Source organism: Paraburkholderia sp. GAS41, assembly GCF_050436545.1.
In the GTDB taxonomy this organism is placed as follows: Bacteria; Pseudomonadota; Gammaproteobacteria; order Burkholderiales; family Burkholderiaceae; genus Paraburkholderia.
Genome location: NZ_JBNDMK010000005.1, coordinates 161528 through 180647 on the forward strand (window position 1 = coordinate 161528; position 19120 = coordinate 180647).

Sequence of the window (19120 nt, forward strand, 5' to 3'; positions counted from 1 at the left end):
CTCACTCCACGAACAGCAGCGCGGGCTGCTCCAGCAGCGCTCGAACCGACTGGATGAATTCAGCGGCATCCATGCCGTCGACCACCCGATGATCGAACGACGACGACAGGTTCATCATCTTGCGCGCCACCACCGCGCCGTTGCGAATCATGGGACGCTCCACCATCCGGTTGACGCCGACAATGCCGACCTCAGGATGATTGATGACCGGTGTCGAAACGATCCCGCCTAGCGCGCCCAGACTCGAAATCGTGATGGTCGAGCCCGTCAGCTCATCGCGGCTTGCCTTGCCGCTGCGCGCCGCTTCGGCGAGCCGCACGATCTCGGCCGCGAGCGACCAGACGTCGCGCGCTTCCGCGTGCCGCAGCACCGGCACGGTGAGCCCCGCCTCGGTCTGCGTGGCAACGCCCACGTGTACTGCACCATAGCGCGTGACCACGCCGGCTTCGTCGTCGTAGCGCGCGTTGATCTGCGGGAAATCGCGCAATGCCACCACCATGGCGCGGATCAGCAGCGGCAGCATGGTCAGGCGAACGCGCGTTTCGCCCCAGCGCTTGTTCAGTTGCGCGCGCAGGTCTTCGAGTTCGGTGACGTCGATCTCTTCGACGTAGCTGAAATGCGGAATGCGCCGCTTGGCCTCCTGCATCTTGCGGGCGATGGCGCGGCGCATGCCGATCACCGGCACCGCTGTCTCGTCGAGACGTTCGGTATAGCCCGAACGCGCCTGCACCGCCGCGGACGCGTTGCCGCGAGTTTGCGCGTACGTATCGAGATCGCCATGGACGATGCGCCCTGCCGGGCCGCTGCCCTGTACGAAGCGCAGTTCGACACCCATGTCCCAGGCGCGCTGGCGGACCGCCGGCGACGCGATCGGACGCTCGTCGGGCTGTCGGACTGCGGTGGACAGATGCGCTACAGGACTGCGTGAGTCGTGCCATGCCGCCGATGCCTGCGCTACGTTGGACATTTGCGGACGCGACGCCGTGGCGGCCCCAGCAAGCGCAGCGTCATTAGCGGCCTTGGACTGAGCCGCTGTTGCACCCGCTTCCTGCGTGCGCCCCGCTATAGCGCCATTCGTCGACGCAGCAGATTGCATCCCATGCTCACCGTGCGCGCCGCCAGCGCCGCTGACGCCACCCGTCCCATTCGCTCCAACCGCCTGCCCCCCACCACCCGCCTTGAGATTACCCTCGCCTTGCACCTCCAGCCGGATCAACTCGCTACCGACGGCCAGCACCTCGCCCACCTTGCCGCCCAGCGCTATCACCTTGCCGGCGACCGGCGACGGAATCTCGACTGCCGCCTTGTCCGTCATCACATCGGCCAGCGCGCCGTCTTCCTTGACGATCTGACCCACTTCCACGTGCCAGGCGCCGAGTTCCACCTCTGCAATGCCTTCGCCGATATCCGGCATCTTGATGACATGCACCCCCATTTCAAACCTCCATCACGCGTCGTAGTGCTTCCCCAACCCGGCGAGGGCCGGGGAAATAGGCCCATTCCTGTGCATGCGGATACGGCGTATCCCAGCCGGTGACCCGCTCGATCGGCGCTTCGAGGTGATAGAAACAGTGCTCCTGGACCAGCGACACCAGTTCCGCGCCATAACCACAGGTCCGCGTCGCTTCGTGCACGACCACGCAGCGCCGGGTTTTGCGCACCGACTTGACGATGGTCTCCAGATCGAGCGGCCACAGCGTGCGCAGATCGATCACTTCCGCATCGATACCGGTTTCTTCCGCCGCCGCGAGCGACACATGCACGGTCGTGCCATACGTGAGCACCGTCACTGCATTGCCGGGCCGCACCACCGCCGCCGAATCGAGCGGCACGGTGTAATAGCCCTCCGGCACCGCGTTCGACACATGCTTCGCCCACGACATGACCGGCCGCTCGTGATGACCATCGAACGGTCCGTTATAGAGACGCTTCGGTTCGAGGAAGATCACCGGGTCGTCATTCTCGATGGAGGCGATCAGGAGCCCTTTGGCGTCGTACGGATTCGACGGCATCACCGTGCGCAATCCGCAAACCTGCGTGAACATCGCCTCGGGGCTCTGGCTGTGAGTCTGGCCACCATAGATGCCGCCGCCACACGGCATGCGGATCGTCAGCGGGGCGATGAACTGCCCCGCCGAGCGATAGCGCAGGCGCGCGCCTTCCGAAACGATCTGGTCCGACGCCGGGTAGAAATAATCGGCGAACTGGATTTCGCACACCGGGCGCAGTCCGTACGCCCCCATGCCGACCGCCGCGCCGACAATGCCGCCTTCGGAGATCGGCGCATCGAACACGCGCGAGGTGCCGTACTTGGTCTGCAGCCCCTCGGTGCAGCGAAACACGCCGCCAAAGTAGCCCACGTCCTGACCGAACACGACGACGTTGTCGTCGCGCCCGAGCATCACGTCCATCGCCGAGCGCAGCGCCTGGATCATCGTCATCGGCCGGGTCGCCGTGCTCGTTTCGTGGATAGGATCGAATTCCGCCATGTTCACACTCCCAGTTCTTGACGCTGACGACGCAGATGTTCCGGCATGTCCTTGTAGACATCGTCGAACATGCTGGCCGCGCTCGGAATGCGCTCGTCGTTGAGCGTGCCGAATTGTTCGGCTTCCTTTTGTGCCGCGATGATTTCGGCTTCGAGCGAGGCGATCAGTTCGTCGTGCGCCTGATCCGACCAGATGCCCTTCGCGTTGAGATGCTTCCTGAAACGCGCGATCGGATCGCCGAGCGGGAAATCGGTCCAGTCGTCGCCGGGACGGTATTTGGACGGATCGTCGGAAGTCGAGTGCGCACCTGCGCGATACGTGACCCATTCGATCAGCGTCGGCCCGAGGTTGCGGCGCGCACGCTGCGCCGCCCAGCACGACGCGGCGTACACGGCGAGATAGTCGTTACCGTCGACGCGCAGCGAGGCGATGCCGCAACCGACGCCACGTCCGGCGAAGGTCGCGCCCTCGCCGCCGGCAATCGCCTGAAACGTCGAGATCGCCCACTGGTTGTTGACCACATTCAGAATGACGGGCGCGCGATAGACGTGCGCAAAGGTGAGCGCCGTATGGAAGTCGGATTCGGCGGTCGCGCCGTCGCCGATCCACGCCGAGGCGATCTTCGTGTCACCCTTGATCGCCGAGGCCATCGCCCAGCCCACCGCCTGGATGAACTGCGTCGCCAGATTGCCGGAGATCGAGAAGAAGCCGGCTTCGCGGTCGGAATACATCACCGGCAACTGGCGTCCTTTCAGCGGATCGGCTTCGTTGGACATCAACTGGCACATCATGCCCACCAGCGGCACCTCGCGCGCCATCAGGATGCTCTGCTGCCGATAGGTCGGGAAACACATGTCGTCGCGCCGCAGAGCCATGGCTTGCGCCGCGCCGATCGCTTCCTCGCCGAGGCTTTGCATGTAGAAAGAGATCTTCTTCTGGCGCTGGGCGATCAGCATGCGTGCATCGAAGCTACGCGTCTTCAGCATGGCCCGCATGCCGGCCAGCAATTGTTCGTCACTGAGATCGGGAGCCCAGGGGCCGACCGCGCGGCCTTCATCGTCGAGGACGCGGACGAGGCTGTGGGCGAGATCGCTGGTATCGATGGCGCTGACGTCGATGGGCGGTTTGCGCACCGAGCCGGCGGGGGAGAGATGAAGATAGGAAAAGTCGGTTCTGCAGCCAGGGCGCCCGGTCGGCTCCGGCACATGCAGACGCAACGGCTCATGCAAGCTCATTATGTTGTCTCCACGCTTGATTGTGTCTCACGCTGATAGGCAGCTTGCCGGGGGTAGCCGGACAAACGCCAAAGCCAGCGCGTGTTGTAGCGCGCGCTGATCTCTTAGGAGTGTAGGTCAAGCGGTGGGTGCGGGCCGATGTCCAAGTCGCTCAATCGGGATGAGCAGATTTGCCATGTTGCAGTGCGGGGGGACGCGAGACTCAGCCTTCGCATGTCGCGAATAGAATGATTCGGATTCTGGCACTAGTATCTGTTGTGCAACCCCGCAGCCCTCTGCCTATGCGCCTCCCTCTCGCCGGCTGCGAATTGACCGTCAGGAGCAAGACATGGAAGACGTGGAGGTACTGGTCGTTGGCGCCGGTCCGGTCGGCCTGCTGCTGGGCACCGAATTGCAGCGCGATGGCGTGGCGGTCAAGGTGATCGACAGGATGCCGCGCAGAGATTTTTTCTGTAAGGCGCTCGGCGTGACAACACGCACGCTCGAGATTTTCGACGATCTCGGCATCGTCGATCGTGCCATCGAGGCAGGCACATGGATCACCGGTGTCGAAACGTGGGTCGACGGCGCAAAGGTGCCCGCGCGCTCCATGGACGTACCGGATGAAGGGCTGCCGTACGGCTCGCTATCCCTTGCGCAATACGAGACGGAGCGCCTGCTCGAAGCGGCGTTCGCAGAGCGCGGCGGCCAGGTGCGATACGGTTATACGCTGGACCGCTTCATCGACCACGGCGAGGTGGTCGAGGCGTTTTTGACGGGATCGCAAGGCGAGACCCTCAGTGTGCGTTGCAAATGGCTGGTCGGCTGCGACGGTGCGCACAGCAAGGTCCGCGCGGGGCTGGGCCTGAACTTCGAAGGTGAGCAATATCCGCAGACCTTCGCACTCGCCGACCTCGATGTGGACTGGTCGTATCCGCGCGGGCCGATGTATCGATTCGAGTGGACGGATCCCGCACGGGCGAAAACCAGTGTCGCGGCGGTGCCGGTTCGCGGTTCCGCAAAGCGCTACCGGCTCTCGATGATCGTGCCCGAGGAACTTGCCGCGACGCTCGCGACGGCCGGAACACCCGACTTCGAGACGATGCGCAGCCTGCTATTGCCGTCGTTGCCGGAGGGCACGCAGCTATCGTCGATGCGCTGGTCGTCGGTGTACCGGGTGAGTCATCGGATCGCGTCCGCGTATGGGTGCGGCCGGGTGTTCATTGCCGGCGACGCTGCCCACATTCATCCGCCGGTGGGCGGCCAGGGCATGAACACGGGACTGCAGGATGCGCACAACCTTGCGTGGAAACTGGCCCACGTCGCGAAAGGCCTGTCCGGTGCCGCATTGCTCGACAGTTACCACGCGGAACGGCATCCCGTGGGCGTCGATGTCGTCAAATCGACCAGCGCGGCGCTCAATGCCGTGCTCGCGCGGCAGGCCGCGAATCCGGCAATGCGTGAGACTCAACTGCTGATTTCCTATCGTGGGAGCGCGATTGTGATGGATCTGTGTGCCGAGGCCGATGCCGATCCCGCGGCTCCCGCGCCAGGTGACCGGCTGCCCGATGCGCGTGGCCTGACGCAGCGTTTCGTCGGCCACTCAAGGCGGCTGCATGAGTACATCGGGCGGGGGAAGCATACGCTTGTGGGCTATATCGACAAGGCCGAGCAATATGACGCTTTTATCGACGGGTGTCGTGCGCTATCGACGGCTTTGGCCGGGGCTGTATCAGCGGTGCTCGTTACGGCGCCGGGTTGCGAAGTGCCGGCTTCTGAGGTTATGACGACGCTGACGGACGCATCGGGCGATTTCGTGACCGCGTATCGGGCTAAGGGCGGTACTGCGTGGATTGTCAGGCCGGATGGTTATGTTGGGTGGAGAAGTAGCGGGTGTTCTGGTGTTGGAATTAGAAGCTGGGTGGAGCGGCTCAGCGGGGAAGTCAGCCGGGCAAACTGAAACGGCCATGGGTGCGGTATGCACGACGAAACGGCTGCACAGGCGGGCACCGTAAATTGAACGACGGCGCCGCGAGGCTGGCTCGCGCTTGCTTACAGTCGGCTGCGGTGCGTATTGAAGAGAATGGCGAAGTCTGTGTGAAAGTCCAGACAACTGATACGCGGAGAAAGCGTTTAAGGCGGGGATTTTTTGTGGCTGCTCGTATTGCCCACAGAAGTCGTGTGCGACGTCTGTAGCGTAACGCCACACCAGAGAAACCGCTGAAAGCCTTACGGCTATTGGTGCGCCCGGCTGGGATCGAACCAGCAACCCCTGCCTTCGGAGGGCAGTACTCTATCCATTGAGCTACGGGCGCTTCAACACGAAAGCGCCACGAAAGCAGCGCCAAAGCGAGACCGAGAGGATACCCGGTTTCCCGCGGCCCGTCCACCGACCGCCCTGCGAAGGCCCCCGCCAACGCCCGCGCCCCGCCACCGCCCGATCGCGCAAATTCGGGTAAACGCCCGCTGAAGACCCCTAGCCACCGCTCGCCGCCGCCGAAGCTCTGCGTCTATAATCGTCCGTGGCTAAATAAACAATAAGGTCATTGGCGTCACGCTGTACCGCTCACAATACCCACGGGAGACGAGACAAGCATGAGCGAAGCACCCAATCACGAAGCCCCGATTAAAACTCCAGCACAGCTGATTGTGGCGATCATCGCCAGTTTTGCTATCCCGATCGTCATCATCGTCCTGCTCGCGGCCTACGCCGACAACTGGACCCGCATCGGCGCCGGGACCGATAGTCTCTCCGACGCCGAGGTCAGTGCGCGCATTGCACCACTTGCCCAGGTCGACATTCACGACGCCAACGCACCGCGCGTCTACAAGACCGGCGAGGAAGTCTACAAGGCGGTCTGCTCGGCCTGTCACGCCACTGGCGCGGCCGGCGCACCGAAATTCACCAACTCCGCCGACTGGGCGCCGCGCATCGCGCAGGGCTTCGACACGCTCTGGCACACGGCCTTGACCGGCAAGGGCGCGATGCCCCCGCGCGGCGGCACCAGCCCGGACGACTATAGCGACTACGAGATTGCCCGCGCCGTCGTTTATATGGCGAACAATTCGGGCGGCAACTTTGCCGAACCACCGGTGCCAACCGCGGCACAAGCCGCCGCAGGCGCGGCAGCAGCCGCCGCGGAAGCCCCCGCGTCGGGCGCAGCGGCAGACGCGAGCGCCGCGGCCTCCCAGGCTGCGGCCGCGCTTGCCGCCATTGCCAGCGCACCGGCCGCGCCGCCCGCCGGCGGTGCCCCGAGTGCAGACAACGCGCAGGCCGGCAAGGCACTCTACGAGCAGGTTTGCCAGGCCTGCCACGCCGCGGGCGTACTCAACGCGCCGAAGTTCGGCGACAAGACGGCTTGGGCACCGCGTCTCAAGGACCCGATGGACACGATTTACAACTATGCGCTGCACGGCAAGGGCGCCATGCCGCCCAAAGGCGGCTCGACTGCGTCCGACGCCGACGTGAAGGCCGCCGTCGATTACATGGTCAGCGCGGCCAAATAAGCGGCACTTCGGTTGGGCGGGCGGTACCGCTGAAAAAAATCCCTGCTCCGTGGCAAAACGGGCAGGGATTTTTTACGTACCCATGTTACGCGATGGGTCAGCGGAGGCGCCGAACCCGCCACGCCGAACTCACTTGCAATCAAGGCTTCTGCAACAAAGCCTTGAGACTTGCGAGGCGATCCTTCGGCGACATCGGCGCTTCCTCCGCCGTCGGCGGGGGCGCCTCGTCCAGGCCCATCTCGGGGATAAACCGCGACGGCTCGCACACCACCGTTTCCCGGGCGCGCTTCCGTTTCTTGCACCAGTTCAGATGCAAGCTGCGCTGCGCCCGCGTGATCGCCACGTACATCAGCCGGCGTTCTTCCTCGATGCGCGCGTCGTCGATCGGCGCGTCGTCGGAGCCGCCGCGGTGCGGCATGATGCCTTCCTCGACACCCACCAGAAACACGTGCGGATACTCGAGCCCCTTCGACGCATGCACCGTCGACAGCCGCACCGCATCCGGATCTTCCTCTTTGCCTTCCAGCATCGACATCAACGCGACCGTCTGGATCAGACCGAGCAGGCTCTTGCCGGTATCCGCGAGACCGTCGGCGTTGTCGTAGCCGGTTGCCTCGGAGCCCGCCGCAGGCTCCGGTTTGGTGCCCTTGCGCTTCAGCCACTCGGTAAACTCCAGCACGTTCTGCCATTTCGACTGCGCCTGGCGCTCGTCGAACGCGTCGTACAGATACGCCTCGTAGTGGATCGCGTCCATCAGGTCGTTGAGCACTTCGGAGGCCGGATCCTTGTCCGCGCGGTCGGTGAGGCGCTGCATGAAATCGCAGAAGGTCCGCAACGGCTCGACCTGGCGCGCCGACAGCCGCGCCTCGATGCCGCCCATGTACACCGCCTCGAACAGCGACACCTTCGCCTGACCCGCGAACGAGCCGAGCGCTTCGAGCGTCGTGTTGCCCACCCCACGGCGCGGCGTGGTGATGGCGCGGATGAACGCGGGATCGTCGTCGGCATTGGCGATCAGGCGCAGATACGCGCAGATATCCTTGATCTCGGCCTTGTCGAAGAACGACTGCCCGCCCGACAGCACATACGGAATCCGCTCGCGCCGCAGCACCTGTTCGAAAATGCGCGCCTGGAAATTGCCGCGATACAGGATCGCGTAGTCGCGGAACTGCGCCCGCCGCTCGAATTTGTGCGCCGACAGGCGGAACACCACGGATTCGGCTTCGTGCTCTTCGTCGTTGCAACCGGTCACGGTGATCGTGTCGCCCATGCCGTGTTCGGACCACAGCTTCTTCTCGAACAGCTTCGGGTTGTTCGCGATCACGTTGTTCGCAGCGGTCAGGATGCGCACCGTCGAGCGGTAGTTCTGCTCGAGCTTGATCAGATGCAGCTTCGGGAAATCCTTGCTGAGCTGGCCCAGATTTTCGAGCGTCGCGCCGCGCCAGCCGTAAATGGCCTGATCGTCGTCGCCCACCGCCGTGAATGCCGCGCGCGGCCCGGCGAGCAGCTTCACGAGTTCGTACTGGCACGCATTCGTGTCCTGGTACTCGTCGATCAGCAGATAGCGCAGCTTGTTCTGCCAGCGCTCGCGCACCTGCTCGTTCTTCGCGAAGAGCTCGGCGGGCACGCGGATCAGATCGTCGAAATCCACCGCCTGATAGGCGTGCAGCGTTGCCACGTAATTACGGTAGACAATCGCCGCCTGATGCTCGTCCTCGTTCGCGGCAATCGTCATCGCCTCTTCCGGCATGATCATGCCGTTCTTCCACAGCGAGATGATCGACTGGATCTTGCGGATGAACCCCTTGTCCGTCGAGCCGACCTGTTCCTGGATCATGCCGAAGCAGTCGTCCGAATCCATGATCGAAAACTGCGGCTTCAGGCCGACATGCTCGGCTTCCTGGCGCAGGATCTGCACGCCCAGCGAGTGGAAGGTACACACCGTCAACTGGTTCACGGGGACCTTGCGGCCTTCCTTGCCCGGCGTGGTCAGCGTCTTGCCTTCGAGCAGTTTGCCAACGCGCTCGCGCATTTCCGCCGCCGCCTTGTTGGTGAAGGTCACGGCGGCGATATGGCGCGGTTCGAAGCCTTTGACTTCGATCAGGTGGGCAATTTTCTGCGTAATCACGCGCGTCTTGCCACTGCCGGCGCCGGCGAGCACGAGACAGGGACCATCGAGATAGCGCACCGCTTCGTTTTGGGCGGGGTTCAGGCCTGCGGACATCGTCTGTGGATGGGGTCTTACGGTTGAGGGGGGAACTGCGGCGGCAGATCGGCCAGGCCGATCCGCGCGAGAGGAGGGATGTTAACACGAAGCCCGGGCGTGCCCCGCGAGCGCGGCCCCGCGATCCAGCCCTTTGCAAGCCGTACAAGCGCCGCGCGGGACATGCCACAATTACAGGCCGCGCGCCGCCGCCGCGGTGGCAAAGCGGCGCGCCCTTTTTGCAGGAAACTCACATGTCTGCACCGCTGAAAACAGGATTGATGGGTTACGGTTTTGCCGGCGCGACCTTCCACGCGCCGGTCATCGAACACTGCGGCCGGGCCACCGTGGCGGCGATCGCCACCAGCAAGGCCGAGCAGGCGCGCGCCGACTACCCGCGCGCCAACGTCGTGCCCGATCTCGAAGCCCTGCTCGCGCTCGACGACATCGAATGCGTGGTGATCGCAACGCCCAACGACACTCACTTCGAACTGGCCAAACGCACGCTCGAAGCCGGCAAGCACGTCGTGGTCGACAAGCCGGTCACGCTGACCGCCACGGAAGCCATGACGCTCGCCAATCTGGCGCTCGCCCGCCGCCTCACCTTCGCGCCGTTTCACAACCGCCGCTGGGACGGCGATTTCCTCACCGTCCGCGATCTGCTCGCGAGCGGCGAGTTGGGCCGCGTCACGCATTACGAATCGCATTTCGACCGCTTCCGTCCCGATGTGCGACCGCGCTGGCGTGAAGAAGCGTCGCGCGGCGGCGGCCTGCTGTTCGATCTCGGCCCGCATCTGATCGACCAGGCGCTCGCGCTGTTCGGCCCGCCGGCCACCGTGTCGGCCACCGTCAAAACGGCTCGCGACGGCGGCGGCGCGCCTGACTACGTGCATCTGCAACTCGGCTACGACGGCCTCGAAGTGGTGCTGCATGCCAGCGCCCTCACCGCTCTCGCGCCGCCGCGCTTTGCGATTGACGGCACACGCGGCAGTTACATCAAAGGCGAACTGGATACTCAGGAAGATCAGCTGAAAGCTGGTCTACGCCCGGGCGACGCCGGTTTCGCCGGCGGTAACGCGCCCGGTCTGCTGCGCGTGCTGGGCGCGAACAATCAGGAAGTCGAGCGCGCCTTGCCGACTCGCGACGGCGACTACGTCGGCTTCTACCAGGCGCTCGCCGCCACGATCCAGGACGGCGAGCGTTTCCCGGTCAGTCCGCAGGACGCCGTCGACGTCATGACGATCATCGAACTGGCCGCGCGCAGCGAAGCCGAAGGACAACGCCTGCCATTCGAGCGAATCCGCTGAGATTGCCGCGCAAGTCATCGCAAGTCACGGCTTACACGACGGTAACTGCTGCCAACAGTTCCGAAAGGAGCGCTCCGTTACAATCTGTTGCGCGATTCGGGTCATCGGGTAGTCACGGCTAGCCGTTGCTATCCGGTATCGATCTGACCATCGATCCGCCGCAACTTTATTGCACGGGACCGGAGCCACCGCCAAGGTGCTCCCTCCGGTCCACAAAGGAGAACAGGTATGCAACGTTTCATCCGTGCGCTGGCTGGCTGCGCGCTGGTTTCTTCCCTCGCGGCCTGCGTGGTGACGCAGCCGCAGGCACCGGCACCGCGTCCAGACGCACACGAAATCGCCGTACAACGTCTCAGGCAAGTCGACGGCCGTACCGACAATCTGAGCCGCCGTATCGACGCGCACGTCAACGCGGGCGTGTACCCGCCGCCGCAAGGTGGCGCACTGCATCACCGCCTCGACGAGATCCGTCAGGAAGCCCATGACATGGCGGTCCAGCATGGCGGCGGCCTGTCCAGCGACGAACAGCGCGTGCTGAATCAGGAACTCGACGGCGCGGCTCGCGCAATCGGCGAATAAGCCGTTCGGCAATCTGCCATTGCGGCATCGGCGCGGGGTTGCTCCCCGCGCCTTTTTTTGGCGTGCGCCGCGTGCATCGCACCACCGCGCGTCCCTCTGAAGCCTCCATTTGACAAGCCTCCGGGCCTCGCGTACATTCGCCGCACGCGTCGGGAGAGCGTGCTGGCCGCGGTTGTTTTCGCAGGCCGCACCGCCGAAGGGGCACACCCGCAAACTCTCAGGCAAAAGGACCGACCGCGTCGAAGAACCCGTCTGATACCGGCATGGTCCGGACTTCCATCAGGCACTGGTTTTTCGCACTCTGGAGAGCGGCAGTAGCCACCGGCGTCGACCATCATCGAGCCAGGCAAGCTGCCCACCGAAGGGGCGAGCGTTGCACCGGGTCGGCTTGCCAAGGCTTGCAGACCCGCACGGCAGCGCAATCTCTCAGGTATCGAGGACAGAGGGGTCATGCATGGCATCGTTCGCAGGCATTCCGGCCGCGAGGGATCAAGCCGCATGGCCTTTTTGTTTCGCGAGACTGCCTGAGGCCCCGATGACCGAACTCAAACACACCCCGCTTAACGCCACCCATCGCGCGCTGAATGCCCGCATGGTCGATTTCGGCGGCTGGGACATGCCCGTCAACTACGGCTCGCAGATCGACGAACATCGCGCCGTGCGCACCGACGCCGGCATGTTCGACGTATCCCACATGTGCGTGGTCGATTTCACCGGCGAGCGCGTACGCGCCTTCTTCGAGCACGCGCTGGCCAACAATGTCGGCAAGCTGCAAACGGCGGGCCGCGCGCTCTATTCCTGTCTGCTGAATCCGGACGGCGGCGTGATCGACGATCTGATCGCCTATTTCTTCAGCGAAGATCACTTCCGCCTGGTGGTCAACGCCGCCACCGCCGAGAAGGACATCGCCTGGTTCACCAGGCTCAATACCGAAGGCAGCTACGGCCTGACCATTACGCCGCGCCGCGATCTGTCGATCGTCGCCGTGCAGGGCCCGAACGCCCGCGACAAGGTCTGGCAGGTCGCGCCGTCCGCGCGCTCCTCGACCGAGTTGCTCAAGCCGTTCAACGCCGCCATCGTCGACAACACGCCGTTTGGTGAATTGATGATCGCCCGCACCGGCTACACCGGCGAAGACGGTTTCGAAATCGTCCTGCCGGCTACTTCGGTCTGCGAGTTCTGGGATGCTTTGGTGCGCCAGGGCGTGCGCCCCGCCGGTCTCGGCGCGCGCGACACGCTGCGTCTCGAAGCCGGCATGAATCTCTACGGCCAGGACATGGACGACAACGTCTCGCCGTTGGACGCCGGTCTCGCCTGGACCGTGGATCTGGTTTCGCCGCGCGATTTCGTCGGCAAGTCGAAGCTCGAAGCAGACGGTTGCCAGTGCGCTTTCGTCGGCCTGATCCTGCAAAAGGAAAACGGCAAGGCGGGCGGCGTGCTGCGCGCCCATCAGAAGGTGGTCACGCCGCACGGCGACGGTGAAATCACGAGCGGCACGTTCTCGCCCACCATGCAGGAATCCATTGCCTTCGCCCGCGTGCCGAAGGAAGTGAAGCCCGGCGATATCGTTCACGTGCAAATCCGTGACAAAGCCCTTCCCGCAAGCGTGGTAAAACTGCCATTCGTGCGCAACGGAAAAGTGCTTGCCGCTTAACGTCCGTTGCGCGCGCGCCCCCTCTTTTAGATTTTTACCGAACCCACCGCATAGGAGCATCCGATGAGCATCCCGGCCGATCTGAAATATACCGAATCGCACGAATGGGTCCGCACTGAAGCAGACGGTACGCTGACGGTCGGCATCACCGACCACGCGCAGGAAGCGCTCGGCGACATCGTCTTCTTCGAAGTCCAGGCACTGGGCAAGACCGTGAGCGCCGGCGACACCGTCGCGGTCATCGAATCCGTGAAAGCCGCTTCCGACATCTACGCGCCGGTCTCGGGCGAAATCATCGAAGCGAACACGGCCGTGGCCGACACACCCGACTCGGTCAACAGCGCGCCGTATGAAAGCTGGCTGTTCAAGGTCAAGCCGGCAGCCGGCGCCACGCAAGAACGCCTGATCGACGCCGACGCCTATACGAAGGCCATCGGCGCCTAAGCGTTTTTCAACACCCGTATCAACCGTCAGGTGCGGCGTCCGACGAACGCGGACGGCCGCACCGCCAGGAACACCTCATGAAGCTCGAACACCCGGATCGTCTGATGAACCGCACTCCTCTCTCGCTCGCCGCGCTCGAAGTGCATGACGCCTTTGCTGAACGGCACATCGGCCCGGATTCGGCCGACCAGCAAGCGATGCTCGAAGCCCTCGGCTTCGCATCGCGCGCCGCGCTGATCGACGCCGTGATTCCGCAGACGATCCGCCGCAGCGAAGCGCTGCCGCTCGGCCCCTTTGCCCAGCCCAGGAGCGAAGCCGAAGCGCTCGCCGCGCTGCGCGAACTGGCGGACAAGAACCAGGTGTTCCGCTCGTATATCGGGCAGGGCTATTACAACGCGCACACGCCGACGGTGATCCTGCGCAATGTGCTCGAAAACCCGGCCTGGTACACGGCTTACACGCCGTATCAGCCGGAAATCTCGCAAGGCCGTCTCGAAGCGCTGCTGAATTTCCAGCAGATGATCATCGACCTGACGGGTCTCGCCATTTCCAACGCCTCGCTGCTCGACGAGGCCACGGCCGCCGCCGAGGCGATGACGCTGCTGCAACGCGTGGGCAAGCCGAAATCGAACATTTTCTACGTCGCCGACGACGTCCTGCCGCAAACCATCGAAGTGGTGAAGACGCGCGCCACGCCAGTCGGCATCGAAGTGAAGGTCGGTCCGGCTGCGGACGCGGCCAGCGCCAACGCCTTCGGCGTGCTGCTGCAATACCCGGGCGTGAACGGCGATGTGCGCGACTACCGCGCGCTGGCTGACGCGATCCATGCTGCAGGCGGCCACGTGGTCGCCGCGGCCGATCTGCTCGCCCTCACCATGCTCACGCCGCCGGGCGAATGGGGCGCGGACGTGGCCGTCGGCAACACGCAGCGCTTTGGTGTGCCGGTTGGCTTCGGCGGTCCGCACGCAGCGTATCTGGCCGTGCGCGACGAATTCAAGCGGCAGATGCCGGGCCGTCTCGTCGGCGTCACCGTCGACGCGCAAGGCAAGCCCGCGCTGCGTCTCGCGCTCCAAACGCGCGAACAGCACATCCGCCGTGAAAAGGCGACTTCGAACGTCTGTACCGCGCAAGCGCTGCTGGCGATCATGGCCAGCATGTACGCCGTGTATCACGGCCCGCTTGGCCTGAAGACAATTGCACAACGCGTTAACCGCATCGCCGCGCTGCTCGCGGCCGGCGCGAAAAAGCTCGGCTACACGCTCGTCAACGAGACCTTCTTCGATACGCTCACGTTCGAAACCGGCGCCCGCACCCAGGCGTTGCATGACGCCGCCACCGCACGGCGCATCAACCTGCGCCGCGTGAGCGATACGCGCGTTGGCATCTCGATCGACGAAACCACTCGTCGCAGCGATCTGGCCGATCTGCTGGCCGTGTTCGCGCAAGCGGCGTTTGTCAGCGAAGTGCCGCAAATCGACGCGCTCGACGCCGACCTGCCCGCGCAAAGCACCGTGCCGGAAGCGCTCGAACGCACCAGCGCGTACCTCACGCATCATGTGTTCAACCGTCATCATTCGGAAACGGACATGCTGCGCTATCTGCGCAGCCTGTCCGACAAGGATCTGGCGCTCGACCGTTCGATGATCCCGCTCGGTTCCTGCACCATGAAGCTGAATGCGACGTCGGAAATGCTGCCGGTCACGTGGCCCGAGTTCGGTCAGATTCATCCGTTCGCACCCGCTGAGCAAACCGTCGGCTACCGCGAAATGATCGATCAGCTCGAACAGATGCTGGTGGCCGCCACCGGTTACGCGGCCGTGTCGCTGCAACCGAACGCCGGCTCGCAAGGCGAATACGCCGGTCTGCTGATCATCCACGCCTACCACGCCTCGCGCGGCGAAGGACATCGGAATGTCTGCCTGATCCCCGCGTCGGCACACGGCACGAACCCGGCGTCGGCGCAGATGGCCGGCATGCAAGTGGTCGTGGTGGCGTGCGATGCACAAGGCAACGTCGATATCGAAGACCTGAAGGCGAAGGCCGCACAGCACGCGGACAAGCTCGCGGCGATCATGATCACGTACCCGTCGACGCATGGCGTGTTCGAAGCGAACGTGCGCGAAATCTGCGAGATCGTGCATGCGCACGGCGGCCAGGTGTATGTGGACGGCGCAAACATGAATGCGATGGTCGGCCTCACGGCGCCGGGCCAGTTTGGCGGCGACGTCTCCCACCTGAACCTGCACAAGACGTTCTGCATTCCGCACGGCGGCGGCGGTCCGGGTGTCGGTCCGGTGGCGGTCGGCGCGCACCTCGCGAAGTTCCTGCCTAATCAGGCCTCATCGGGTTATGAGCGCGCGCCGCAAGGCATCGGCGCCGTGTCCGCCGCGCCTTACGGCTCCGCTTCGATCCTGCCGATCTCGTGGATGTACATCGCGATGATGGGCGCGAAGAACCTCACTGCGGCCACTGAAACCGCGATCCTCAACGCCAACTACGTCGCCAACAAGCTCGCACCGCACTATCCGGTGCTGTACTCGGGCCCGGGCGGACTGGTCGCGCACGAGTGCATTCTCGATCTGCGTCCGATCAAGGAAACCAGCGGCATCACCGTCGACGACGTCGCCAAGCGTCTGGCCGACTACGGCTTCCATGCGCCCACCATGAGCTTCCCGGTGCCGGGCACGCTGATGGTCGAGCCGACCGAATCGGAATCGAAGGAAGAACTCGACCGCTTCATTGAAGCGATGACGGCGATCCGCGAGGAAATCCGTGCCGTCGAGGAAGGCCGCTCGGACCGTGAAGACAATCCGCTCAAGCACGCGCCGCACACGGCCGCCGTCGTGATTGCGAATGACTGGAAGCACGCTTATGCACGTGAAACAGCGGCGTATCCGCTACCGTCCCTGATCGCGAAGAAGTACTGGCCGCCGGTCGGGCGCGCGGACAACGTGTATGGCGACCGCAATCTGTTCTGCTCCTGCGTGCCGATCGCGGATTACGCGTAACACGCTGCTGCAGCAACGGTCCTGAAGCGCGCACCGCCTGAGGGTGGTGCGCGGTCCTGTCGTTCGCGTCCGGGAACGGCTAACATCACACACCGAATCAGCCCAACGAAGGAGTTTCGCATGGTGCGAAAGGTGCTAATGATGGAAAGCCGGAGCGATACACGGCGCATGCCGTGCTGGCAGGCGGCGCGCACACCGCTCGCGACGCTGTTGCTGGTGTGCGGCGCCGTCATGCTGCCGGTGCGGCATGCCCGCGCAGCAATGAATTTTTGTGCGGCGCCTGCGCTGCAAACCAGCGAACGCACCAATGCCGATCCGGGCGTCAAGGCGCTTGTCAGCAATGTGGAAGCGCATCTGAACGACCCGGCCCATGCCGTGTCGAAGCTACATACCGAAGGCACGCTGCCGCACGAGGGCATTTACGATCAAAGCGTCGAAGCCGAACAGGATCTCGACCTGTTGCGCGACGCCGCGCTCGCCTGGCGCGCCACCAGCGACGACCGTTATCTGAAGCTGGTCGACCGCTTGTTGTACGCGTGGGTGACCACTTATCAGCCGAGTTTCAACCCGATCGACGAAACGCACTTCGAAGGCTTGATCCTCGCTTACGACATGACCGCGAGTGCGTTGCCCGTGAAGACCCGCAACGCGGCGATGGCGTTTTTAACGAAGCTCGGTAACGGTTATATCGCGCAGATCGACGCGCAGCCGCGTCCGCTAACGGGCAATCTTCGCAACAACTGGCAGAGCCACCGCATCAAGTTGATCGCAATGGCGGCTTTCACGCTCGACAACCGCAAGATGATCAACGCGGCGCAGCGTCTGTTCGTGGAACACCTTGGGGACAACATCGAGCCGGACGGCGCGACGATCGACTTCAAGGAGCGCGATGCGCTGCATTATGTGACCTACGACTTGCAGCCGCTCGTAACCGCGGCGCTCGCGGCACGGCGCCACAACCGCAACTGGTTGCCGGAGAAGGCAACCAATGGTGCGACGCTGGCAGCCGCACTCAACTGGTTGACGCCCTACGCATTGGGCACGAAGACGCATGACGAATTTGTGCATTCGGACGTCCCGTTCGATGCAAAGCGTCGCGAAGCCGGCTTGCCGGGCTATTCGGGTCAGTGGGATCCGAAGAATGCGGCGGAACTGTTTCACCTGGCTGCGCGGCTCGATGGCCGCTATACGCCGATCGCGCTGCATCTGGCGCCGACCCCGCCCGCGTGGCTGGCCGTGTGCCTGCCGCTGCCCGCGCGGTAAATCCGATTTTTTCTTAAGCAGGAGCAGTAATGGCAGTCAGCGTGTTCGACCTCTTCAAAATCGGCATTGGGCCGTCCAGTTCGCATACGGTCGGGCCGATGCGCGCGGCGCTGATGTTCGTTCAAGGGCTCGAGCGCGATGGATTGCTGCCGGCCACGGCTTCGGTGAAGGTCGATCTGTACGGTTCGCTCGGTGCAACCGGCAAGGGCCACGGCACCGACCGCGGCGTGATGCTTGGCCTGATGGGCGATGCGCCGGATACCGTCGACCCCGACACGATCGCGCAGCGTCTTGAAGCGGTACGCACTTCGCGCTCGCTGGCGCTGCTCGGCACCCATCCGGTGCCGTTCGTGCAGAAGGATCACATTTCGTTCTATCGTCAGGCGCTCACCGAGCATCCGAACGGACTCAAGCTGCGTGCCTTCGACGCGCAAGGTGAGACGCTGCGCGAGTCGACGTATCTGTCGGTTGGCGGCGGCTTTGTGGTCACCGCCGGTGCGCCGAATACCAAGGTGCTGAGCGCCGTCGATCAATTACCGCATCCGTTTCGCAGCGGCAATGAACTGCTGGCGCTGTGCAACGCCACCGGTAAGAGCATCGCGCAGTTGATGTGGGAAAACGAGCGCGTGTGGCATACCGAAGAACAGACACACGCTGGCTTGATGAAGATCTGGGACGTGATGCAGTCGTGTGTCGCGCGCGGTTGCGGCATCGGCAATCCGGATGCTGACGGCACGCTGCCGGGACCGTTCCAGGTGAAGCGGCGCGCGCCCCAGCTGTATCGCTCGCTGTCGGGGAATCCGGAGTTGGCGCTGCGCGATCCGCTGTCGATGGTCGACTGGATCAATCTGTACGCGATCGCCGTCAATGAAGAGAATGCGGCCGGCGGACGGGTGGTCACCGCGCCGACCAACGGCGCCGCTGGAATTATTCCGGCGGTGCTGCATTACTACACGCGGTTTATGCCGGGCTCGAACCCGCAAGGTGTGATCGATTTTCTGATGACGGCGGCGGCAATCGGCATTCTGTACAAGCTGAATGCATCGATCTCGGGCGCGGAAGTGGGCTGCCAGGGCGAGGTGGGAGTGGCATGCTCGATGGCGGCAGGCGCGTTGGCGGCCGTCATGGGTGGCACGCCGGAGCAGGTTGAGAATGCCGCGGAAATCGGCATGGAACACAACCTTGGACTGACCTGCGACCCGGTGGGCGGCATGGTGCAGATTCCGTGCATCGAACGCAATGCGATGGCGTCGGTGAAAGCGGTCAACGCGGCACGGATGGCCCTGCGCGGCGACGGCAGTCACTATGTTTCGCTGGACTCGGTCATCAAGACGATGCGTGAAACCGGCGCCGATATGAAGACCAAGTACAAGGAAACCTCGCGCGGCGGGTTGGCGGTGAATATCGTCGAGTGTTGATGGGCTCGCGTGTTGCGTGTGGCATCTGGCGTTG

Annotated in this window: 13 protein-coding genes, 1 tRNA gene and 2 riboswitches; of the genes, 9 read left to right on the forward strand and 5 right to left on the reverse strand. The window is 64.0% G+C overall.

What is annotated here, in order from left to right; genetic code table 11:
- Position 1: 1 nt before the first annotated feature.
- Genes P3T43_RS10190 through P3T43_RS10200 form a run of 3 tightly spaced genes read right to left on the reverse strand, consistent with a single transcriptional unit; the run spans position 2 to position 3724 of the window.
- Complete coding sequence (locus P3T43_RS10190) at positions 2-1435, reverse strand: dihydrolipoamide acetyltransferase family protein (RefSeq protein WP_429280920.1); 1434 nt, start codon at positions 1433-1435, stop codon at positions 2-4.
- 1 nt (position 1436) lies between these two features.
- A complete protein-coding gene (locus P3T43_RS10195) occupies positions 1437-2489 on the reverse strand; it encodes an alpha-ketoacid dehydrogenase subunit beta (protein WP_429280921.1) in 1053 nt (350 codons plus the stop codon).
- 2 nt (positions 2490-2491) lie between these two features.
- Complete coding sequence (locus P3T43_RS10200; protein WP_429280922.1) at positions 2492-3724, reverse strand: 3-methyl-2-oxobutanoate dehydrogenase (2-methylpropanoyl-transferring) subunit alpha; 1233 nt, start codon at positions 3722-3724, stop codon at positions 2492-2494.
- Between the two features lie 328 nt (positions 3725-4052).
- On the opposite strand from P3T43_RS10200, the gene P3T43_RS10205 reads away from it, so the two are divergent.
- The gene (locus P3T43_RS10205) at positions 4053-5663 is read left to right on the forward strand and encodes an FAD-dependent monooxygenase (RefSeq protein WP_429280923.1); all 1611 of its coding nucleotides are present in this window, start codon (positions 4053-4055) and stop codon (positions 5661-5663) included.
- A gap of 279 nt (positions 5664-5942) precedes the next feature.
- Here the strand turns inward: P3T43_RS10205 and P3T43_RS10210 are convergent.
- Positions 5943-6018 (reverse strand) — tRNA-Arg (locus P3T43_RS10210).
- A gap of 280 nt (positions 6019-6298) precedes the next feature.
- On the opposite strand from P3T43_RS10210, the gene P3T43_RS10215 reads away from it, so the two are divergent.
- Entirely contained in the window at positions 6299-7210 is a 912-nt protein-coding gene (locus tag P3T43_RS10215) for a c-type cytochrome (protein WP_429280924.1), read from the forward strand.
- 139 nt (positions 7211-7349) lie between these two features.
- Here P3T43_RS10215 and P3T43_RS10220 read toward each other — a convergent pair whose 3' ends face one another.
- Complete coding sequence (locus P3T43_RS10220; protein ID WP_429280925.1) at positions 7350-9434, reverse strand: UvrD-helicase domain-containing protein; 2085 nt, start codon at positions 9432-9434, stop codon at positions 7350-7352.
- Between the two features lie 233 nt (positions 9435-9667).
- Here P3T43_RS10220 and P3T43_RS10225 point away from each other — a divergent pair, with 233 nt between their 5' ends.
- From P3T43_RS10225 to P3T43_RS10255, 7 genes are all read left to right on the forward strand, one after another.
- Entirely contained in the window at positions 9668-10720 is a 1053-nt protein-coding gene (locus P3T43_RS10225; RefSeq protein ID WP_429280926.1) for an oxidoreductase, read from the forward strand.
- 228 nt (positions 10721-10948) lie between these two features.
- The gene (locus P3T43_RS10230) at positions 10949-11299 is read left to right on the forward strand and encodes a hypothetical protein (RefSeq protein ID WP_429280927.1); all 351 of its coding nucleotides are present in this window, start codon (positions 10949-10951) and stop codon (positions 11297-11299) included.
- 140 nt (positions 11300-11439) lie between these two features.
- A riboswitch (glycine riboswitch) is annotated at positions 11440-11542 on the forward strand.
- 48 nt (positions 11543-11590) lie between these two features.
- A riboswitch (glycine riboswitch) is annotated at positions 11591-11752 on the forward strand.
- A gap of 82 nt (positions 11753-11834) precedes the next feature.
- Complete coding sequence (gene gcvT, locus P3T43_RS10235) at positions 11835-12953, forward strand: glycine cleavage system aminomethyltransferase GcvT (RefSeq protein ID WP_429280928.1); 1119 nt, start codon at positions 11835-11837, stop codon at positions 12951-12953.
- A gap of 63 nt (positions 12954-13016) precedes the next feature.
- A complete protein-coding gene (gcvH, locus tag P3T43_RS10240; protein WP_429280929.1) occupies positions 13017-13397 on the forward strand; it encodes a glycine cleavage system protein GcvH in 381 nt (126 codons plus the stop codon).
- Between the two features lie 77 nt (positions 13398-13474).
- The gene (gcvP, locus tag P3T43_RS10245) at positions 13475-16405 is read left to right on the forward strand and encodes an aminomethyl-transferring glycine dehydrogenase (RefSeq protein WP_429280930.1); all 2931 of its coding nucleotides are present in this window, start codon (positions 13475-13477) and stop codon (positions 16403-16405) included.
- Between the two features lie 120 nt (positions 16406-16525).
- Positions 16526-17668, forward strand: coding sequence for an alginate lyase family protein (locus P3T43_RS10250; RefSeq protein ID WP_429280931.1), 1143 nt, complete (start codon positions 16526-16528; stop codon positions 17666-17668).
- A gap of 29 nt (positions 17669-17697) precedes the next feature.
- Complete coding sequence (locus P3T43_RS10255) at positions 17698-19086, forward strand: L-serine ammonia-lyase (RefSeq protein WP_429280932.1); 1389 nt, start codon at positions 17698-17700, stop codon at positions 19084-19086.
- Positions 19087-19120: the final 34 nt, after the last annotated feature.